Raw genomic sequence first — 6,472 nt, 5'->3', positions numbered from 1 at the left:
CGTAGGAGCGAGCGCAGCTCGCGATGCGCCGCGCGGGCGGCGCTCGGTCTCGCAGGCGAAAAACCCCTAAAGGCGGGCACCTGCATGCCCTCACACCCTGCTCCCGCCAGTCATTCGGCAAACCGCGCGCGTAGCGCTCAAACAGGTTGATTCACCCGCCCACCAACCCGGCTCAGCCATACCGAGGCCAGAATGATCGCGCCACCAATGAACAGCCGCCCCAGCGGTTCGTGCTGGTTCCAGATCAGCAAGTTCAGCAGCAGCCCCACCGGTACATGCAGGTTGTTCATCACAGCCAGCGTGCCACCGGAAACCAGGCACGCACCCTTGTTCCACCAGTAAAGGCCCAGGGCTGTCGGGCACAGGCCCAGGAACAACAGCACCAGCCACTGCACCTGGGTAGCGGGCAAGTGCTGAGGGTTGCCGAATAGCAGGAACGCGGGCAAGGCCACCAACAGCGCGCCCAGGTAAAAGTAGCCGAAGCGGGCATAGTGCGGCAGGTCGCTGGGGTTGCGGGCCACCAGATGCCGATACAGCACCTGGCCAGCGGCATAGGTGAAGTTGGCCAGCTGCAGCAGCAGGAAGCCCATGAAGAACTCACCGCTGATGCTGTCGAAACGGATCACGGCAGCCCCCGCCACTGCCACCAGCGCTGCCAGCAACGCCCAAGGGTTGAAGCGCCGGTTCATGGCGTCTTCGATCAGGGTCACGTGCAGCGGTGTCAGGATGGTGAACAGCAGCACCTCCGGCACACTGAGCACGCGAAAGCTCAGGTACAGGCACACATAGGTGATGCCGTACTGCAGCGCGCCGATCAGCAGCATCGAACGCATGAAGCGTGGCGGCACCTGGCGCCAGCGGGTCAGGGGCAAAAACACCAGCCCCGCCAGCAGCACCCGGGCCAACACGGCGAAATAGCTGTCGACGTGCCCGGCCAGGTACTCGCCGATCAGGCTGAAGGAAAACGCCTGGATCAGCGCGACGATAATCAGGTAGCCCATGGTTGCCTCTCTTGGATAAGGCCGCGACCTTAGCGGCTTGCACCGGCCCAGTTCAACCACTGGGAATGGAGGGGTAACCACCCTTGCGCGGGTCGCCCCCACCAGCGCCCTTTTCGCACCCCATAAAAAAGCCCGGCCAGTGGCCGGGCAGGTTCACCCAAAGGAGCTAAAAACGGGTGCAAGGGTTGGGAATTCGGTACGCCTCAGGCGATCGCGGCCATCTGGGCCTTGGCCTGGTTCAGGCCCTTTTCGTGGAAATCACCGCTCATGTTCAGGCCTTCGGCGTGGATGAAATCAACATCGTGGATACCGATGAACGCCATCACCTGGCGCAGGTAGGGTTCCTGATGATCACTGGTGGCGCCGGCATGAATGCCGCCACGAGCGGTGAGCACAATGGCGCGTTTGCCGGTCAGCAGCCCCTGTGGGCCGGTTGGCGTGTACTTGAAGGTGACGCCGGCGCGCAGCACGTGGTCCAGCCAGGCCTTCAGGGTGCTGGGGATGGTGAAGTTGTACATGGGCGCGGCCATGACCAGTACATCGGCAGCCAGCAGTTCATCGGTCAGCTCGTTGGAGCGTGCCAGGGCGTCGAGCTCGGCGGCGCTGCGTTGCGCTTCTGGCTTCATCCAGCCACCCAGCAGGTGGGCGTCCAGGTGCGGTACCGGGTTGGCCGCCAGGTCACGGACGGTGATCTGGTCAGAGGGGTGGGCAGCTTGCCATTGCTCGATGAAATCCCGGGTCAGCTGGCGGGAGATCGAATCCTGCTGACGTGCACTGCTTTCGATGATCAATACGCGGGACATGGGTGCCTCCATCGGCAAAAAGGGATGCGAGTCGATGGAGGGAAGACTAAAGCTTGACCTATCGATTAAAAAGCGTAAAAAGTGGGTGTAACATATCGATTAATTTGTTTATTCAGCCGAGCAGGCAACCGTGACACGCAGCTTGATGATCTGCCGGTTGAACTTGGCAGTGACGTCGGCGCGTTTGCCTGCCGGCACATTCACACGCCGTACCCTGGGGGCCTCGGGGCCATTGCGGAAGGTGACCTTGCAGGCAGCGGGCACTTGGCCATAGTTGTCCAGGGTGATGGCGCCGATATCGTAGGCGGTGTCGTAGGCAGTGGCATCGAGCTTCACCCCGTCGATGTGTTTTTCCACCTCGATGGGGTAGGCAAACGCTGCAACCGGCAGGCACAGCAGCATTGCTGCACATAATTTTTTCATCGGCGCTCTCCTTGAAAGAGCGCAGCTTAGGACAACAGGAGCACCACATGAAAGCGCCGCGCGTGACCCTAGACCAGTGGCGGACCCTGCAGGCGGTGGTCGATCACGGCGGCTTCGCCCAGGCAGCCGACGCCCTGCACCGCTCACAGTCGTCGGTGAGCTACACCGTGGCGCGCATGCAGGAACAACTGGGCGTGCCGTTGCTGCGCATCGACGGGCGCAAGGCAGTGCTCACCGAGGCCGGCAACGTGCTGCTGCGCCGCTCGCGCCACCTGGTCAAGCAGGCCAGCCAGCTGGAAGACCTGGCCCACCACATGGAACAAGGCTGGGAAGCGGAAGTGCGCCTGGTGGTCGATGCTGCCTACCCCAGTGCCCGCCTGGTACGCGCCCTGGCTGCCTTCATGCCGCAAAGCCGGGGGTGCCGCGTGCGCCTGCGCGAGGAGGTGTTGTCGGGGGTGGAGGAAGTCATGCTCGAAGGCATCGCCGACCTTGCCATCAGCAGCTACAGCATCGGGGGCTACCTGGGTGCGGAGCTGAGCGCGGTGGAGTTCGTGGCGGTTGCCCACCCAGAGCACAGCCTGCACCGGCTGGGCCGTGAACTGACCTTCCAGGACCTGGAAAGCCAGTTGCAGGTGGTGATTCGTGACTCCGGCCGTGCCCAGCCCCGTGACGTGGGCTGGCTGGGCGCCGAGCAGCGCTGGACGGTAGGCAGCCTGGGCACCGCCACCACCTTTGTCAGCAGCGGCCTGGGCTTTGCCTGGCTGCCGCGGCACATGATCGAACGCGAGCTGCGCGACGGCGTGCTGAAACCTCTGCCGCTGGACCAGGGTGGCAGCCGCCACCCGCTGTTCTACCTTTATTCGAGCAAGGAAAAGTCCCTGGGCCCGGCCACGCAGATCCTCATCGACCTGCTGCGCAATTTCGACACGGCACCACTGGACGTGCCCTTCGCCGCCCCCGCCCAAGCCTGACAGGACCGCGCCCATGGCTTATTTCGAACACGAAGGCTGTGCACTGCACTACCGCGAGTATGGCCAGGGTGAGCCACTGGTGCTGCTGCACGGCCTGGGCTCCAGCAGCCAGGACTGGGAACTGCAGGTGCCGCTGCTAAGCCAGCACTACCGGGTGATCCTGATGGACATCCGCGGCCATGGCCGGTCCGACAAGCCCCACGACGGTTACCACATCGCCACCTTCAGCGCCGACCTGCTGGCCTTGCTCGAGCACCTGCACACCGGGCCCGTGCACCTGGTGGGGCTGTCCATGGGCGGCATGGTCGGTTTCCAGTTTGCCGTCGACCACCCCCAGTGGCTGCGTAGCCTGTGCATCGTCAACAGTGCGCCCGAGGTCAAGCGTCGCACGCGCAGCGACTGGCTCTGGTGGCTTAAACGCCGTGGGCTGGCCACCGTGCTCAGCGTCGAAACGGTCGGCAAGGCCCTGGCCCAACGGTTGTTCCCCAATCCAGAGCAGGCCGCGCTGCGCCACACCATGGCGCAGCGCTGGGCCCGCAACAACAAGCGCGCCTACCTCAAGAGTTTTGACGCCATCGTGGGCTGGGGCGTACAGGAACGCATCGGGCAGATCCACTGTCCTACCCTGGTGATTGCCGCCGACCACGATTACACCCCGATACAACTCAAGGCGGCGTACGTCGCCCTGATGCCCCAGGCAACACTGGTAGTGATCGAAGATTCCCGGCACGCTACCCCCCTTGATCAATCCCAGGTTTTCAACCAGACCCTGCTGCAGTTTCTTGCAGCGGCTTGCTCCCCTGAAGGATCTTTGCGCCCATGCTGAAAAAACTCCTGCTTACCGCCTGCTCCGTTGCTTTCGCCACCAGCGTCATGGCCTCGGACAAGACGCCGCACGTGCTGCTGGACACCAGCTTCGGCCAGGTAGAAATCGAGCTCAATGCCGAGAAAGCCCCGGTCAGTACCAAGAACTTCCTGCAGTACGTCGACAGTGGCTTTTACAACAACACCATCTTCCACCGGGTAATCCCGGGCTTCATGGTGCAGGGCGGTGGCTTCACCGAGCAGATGGTGCAAAAGCAGACCAAAGACCCGATCCACAACGAGGCCAACAACGGCCTGATGAATACCCGGGGCACGCTGTCGATGGCGCGTACCTCCGACCCGGATTCGGCCACCAGCCAGTTCTTCATCAACGTGGCTGACAACGACTTCCTCAACCCGGGGCGTGACCGCGGCTACGCCGTGTTCGGCAAGGTGACCAAGGGGATGGAGGTGGTGGACCAGATCGTCAATTCGCCCACCACCATCAAGAAAGGCATGCGTGACGTGCCTGCCGACCCCGTTTTCATCAAGTCGGCCAAACGCATCGACTGATCGCGAGTCTCACAAGGACGTGCGCCGCTTCGCGGCTGGATGAACAGGAGTTGCATGGCCCATGCTGTACCGTCGTTTCGAACAACTGATCGATATTTTCCGCGACGCCCCGAGCGAGGCACCTCCCAGCCGCGTGTGGCCCTTCTACCTGTATTACCTGCGCCAGGTCTGGCCCAGCTTCCTGGCGCTGCTGGTGGTGGGCCTGGTGGCCTCGTTGATCGAGGTGGCCATGTTCAGCTTCCTCAGCCGCATTATCGACCTGGCCCAGGGCACCCCCAATACCCGCTTTTTCAGCGAGCACAGCGGCGAGCTGGTGTGGATGCTGGTGGTGGTACTGGTGTTGCGCCCGCTGTTTTTCGGCCTGCATGACCTGCTGGTGCACCAGACCATCAACCCGGGCATGACCAGCCTGATCCGCTGGCAAAACCACAGCCACGTGCTCAAGCAGAGCCTGAATTTTTTCCAGAGCGACTTCGCCGGGCGCATTGCCCAGCGCATCATGCAGACCGGTAACTCGCTGCGCGATTCTGCGGTGCAGGCGGTGGACGCGCTGTGGCACGTACTGATCTACGCCATCACCTCGCTGGTGCTGTTCGCCGAGGCGGACTGGCGGCTGATGCTGCCGTTGCTGGCGTGGATCGTGGGCTATATCGCGGCGCTGTTCTACTTCGTGCCGCGGGTGAAGGAACGCTCGGTGGTTTCTTCCGATGCCCGCTCCAAACTGATGGGGCGCATTGTCGACGGCTACACCAACATCGCCACGCTCAAGCTGTTCGCCCACACCGATCATGAACAGCAATATGCCCGCGAGGCCATCAGCGAACAAACCGAGAAAACCCAGCTGGCATCACGGGTGATCACCAGCATGGACGTGGTCATCACTACCCTCAACGGCCTGCTGGTGGTGGCAACCACGGGGTTGGCGCTGTGGTTGTGGAGCCAGTCGCTGATCACCGTGGGCGCTATCGCCCTGGCCACCGGCCTGGTCATCCGCATCGTCAACATGTCGGGTTGGATCATGTGGGTGGTCAATGGCATCTTCGAGAACATCGGCATGGTCCAGGACGGTTTGCAGACCATCGCCCAGCCGGTCACCGTCACCGACCGCCCCGATGCCCAGCCCCTGAAGGTTAGCCGGGGCGCCGTGCGCTTCGACAACGTGGGTTTCCACTATGCCAAGGCAGCCAATGTGATCGAGGGGCTGAACCTGGATATCCGCCCTGGTGAGAAGATCGGCCTGATTGGCCCCTCCGGCGCGGGCAAGTCGACCCTGGTCAACCTGCTGCTGCGCCTGTACGACGTGCAGGCCGGGCGCATTCTTATCGATGGCCAGGACATCGCCGAGGTCAGCCAGGCCAGCCTGCGAGCTCAGATCGGCATGATCACCCAGGACACCTCGCTGCTGCACCGCTCCATCCGCGAAAACCTGCTGTACGGCCGCCCCGAGGCGAGCGACGCCGAGCTGGACGAAGCGGTGCGCCGCGCCCGCGCCGATGAGTTCATCCCGCAACTGTCGGATGCCCAGGGGCGCACCGGGCTGGACGCGCATGTGGGCGAGCGCGGGGTGAAACTGTCTGGCGGCCAGCGCCAGCGCATTGCGATCGCTCGGGTGCTGTTGAAGAATGCGCCCATCCTCATCATGGACGAGGCCACTTCAGCGCTGGACTCGGAAGTGGAAGCGGCCATTCAGGAAAGCCTCGAAACGCTGATGCAGGGCAAAACGGTCATTGCCATTGCCCACCGCCTGTCCACCATTGCCCGCATGGATCGGCTGGTGGTGCTGGACAAGGGCCGTGTGGTCGAGGTGGGCAGCCACAGTGAACTGCTACAGCAGCGGGGCTTGTACGCGCGGCTGTGGCATCACCAGACCGGCGGGTTTGTCGGGGTCGACTGACCC

7 protein-coding genes are annotated in these 6,472 nt (G+C 63.2%); 4 read left to right on the top strand and 3 right to left on the bottom strand.

The window, feature by feature from the left end:
• Positions 1-137: 137 nt before the first annotated feature.
• The 3 genes from IAE38_RS15805 to IAE38_RS15795 form a co-directional block, all read right to left on the bottom strand.
• Positions 138-1,001, bottom strand: coding sequence for a carboxylate/amino acid/amine transporter (locus IAE38_RS15805; protein ID WP_201218254.1), 864 nt, complete (start codon positions 999-1,001; stop codon positions 138-140).
• Positions 1,002-1,204: 203 nt separating this feature from the next.
• Positions 1,205-1,804 (bottom strand): FMN-dependent NADH-azoreductase, encoded by a 600-nt coding sequence (locus IAE38_RS15800; protein WP_201163959.1) that lies wholly within the window; start codon positions 1,802-1,804, stop codon positions 1,205-1,207.
• Between the two features lie 108 nt (positions 1,805-1,912).
• Positions 1,913-2,227: a hypothetical protein gene (locus tag IAE38_RS15795; RefSeq protein ID WP_028635455.1), complete on the bottom strand. Its 315-nt coding sequence runs from the start codon at positions 2,225-2,227 to the stop codon at positions 1,913-1,915.
• Between the two features lie 47 nt (positions 2,228-2,274).
• On the opposite strand from IAE38_RS15795, the gene IAE38_RS15790 reads away from it, so the two are divergent.
• The 4 genes from IAE38_RS15790 (at position 2,275) to IAE38_RS15775 (ending at position 6,469) form a co-directional block, all read left to right on the top strand.
• On the top strand, positions 2,275-3,198 hold the full coding sequence (locus IAE38_RS15790; protein WP_201163960.1) for a LysR family transcriptional regulator: 924 nt from the start codon (positions 2,275-2,277) through the stop codon (positions 3,196-3,198).
• A gap of 13 nt (positions 3,199-3,211) precedes the next feature.
• On the top strand, positions 3,212-4,024 hold the full coding sequence (locus IAE38_RS15785; RefSeq protein ID WP_201218252.1) for an alpha/beta fold hydrolase: 813 nt from the start codon (positions 3,212-3,214) through the stop codon (positions 4,022-4,024).
• A complete protein-coding gene (locus tag IAE38_RS15780; protein ID WP_201163962.1) occupies positions 4,018-4,575 on the top strand; it encodes a peptidylprolyl isomerase in 558 nt (185 codons plus the stop codon). Before IAE38_RS15785 ends, IAE38_RS15780 begins: the two co-directional genes overlap by 7 nt.
• A 61-nt stretch (positions 4,576-4,636) precedes the next feature.
• Positions 4,637-6,469, top strand: coding sequence for an ABC transporter ATP-binding protein (locus IAE38_RS15775; RefSeq protein WP_201163963.1), 1,833 nt, complete (start codon positions 4,637-4,639; stop codon positions 6,467-6,469).
• Positions 6,470-6,472 lie beyond the last annotated feature (3 nt).

Source organism: Pseudomonas sp. S32, from assembly GCF_016648095.1.
In the GTDB taxonomy this organism is placed as follows: Bacteria; Pseudomonadota; Gammaproteobacteria; order Pseudomonadales; family Pseudomonadaceae; genus Aquipseudomonas; species Aquipseudomonas parafulva.
This window is presented reverse-complemented; position numbering and strand designations above follow the sequence as displayed.